Source organism: Caballeronia sp. INML2, assembly GCF_023631365.1.
In the GTDB taxonomy this organism is placed as follows: domain Bacteria; phylum Pseudomonadota; class Gammaproteobacteria; order Burkholderiales; family Burkholderiaceae; genus Caballeronia; species Caballeronia turbans.
On sequence record NZ_JALQDH010000200.1, the window covers coordinates 1 to 836 of the forward strand.

Sequence of the window (836 nt, forward strand, 5' to 3'; positions counted from 1 at the left end):
TTCAGCGCTACCGGCAAATACGCCAGGAACACGTCGTCCTTAGTAACCCGCATGTCGCGATTCAAAAAAGCTGCAGCACACAGTGTAGTGTTAAAACTATGCAGTACACCCTTCGGATTACCGGTTGTTCCAGATGTAAAGCACATTCGCATGATCTCGTCAGGGTCCATGTACAGCCGATGCTCGTCACGAATCTCAGGCAAGACGGAAAGTGTCTGCGCGAAAGAGACGACGTCGTCGCCTGAAACGGGATCGACGCAAACGGCCAACACAGGGGCAGGCAACCTGCCGCGCACGTCGCGAAACATGTCAATGTAATTGAAGCCCTTGAACTGAAGCGCGCACACGTATGCCTTAGACTCAGAAAAATCGAGAATGTAGCGCAATTCCTCCGCGCGCAGATCGGGACTGATCTTATTCGCAATCGCCCCAATCAGTTCGAGTGCGAAGAACACGACCGGAAACTCGACGCGGTTCGGCACTTGCAGTGTTACGACATCGCCATGTCCGATCCCTTGGCGGCGCAGCAGTTCCGCAAACCGCCGCACTTCGGACCACAGCTGCGCGTAAGTCACTGAACGGCGGTCATCTTTGAACGCAATGCGATCGGGCATCTCGTAGACGCGCTTCTCCAGTATCTCGCTAAACGTAACGTCTTTCCACCAACCATTGCGACGATAAAGATCCTGCAAATGCTGCGCTACTTGGCGCTCCGGCTGAACTCTCATGGTCGGCTCCTTTGCTGCAATGACTGGACGGTCTAGCGGACGCCGCGAAGCAGACCGCCGTCAACCTGAATGGCAGCGCCTGTAATGTAGGCGCCGCGCGGCGACACC

The 836-nt window shown here is 55.6% G+C and carries 1 protein-coding gene; it reads right to left on the reverse strand.

What is annotated here, in order from left to right:
• The coding region (locus NCT32_RS36980; protein ID WP_250491562.1) for an AMP-binding protein at positions 1 to 728 on the reverse strand (728 nt) is incomplete at its 3' end.
• Between the last annotated feature and the right edge of the window lie 108 nt (positions 729 to 836).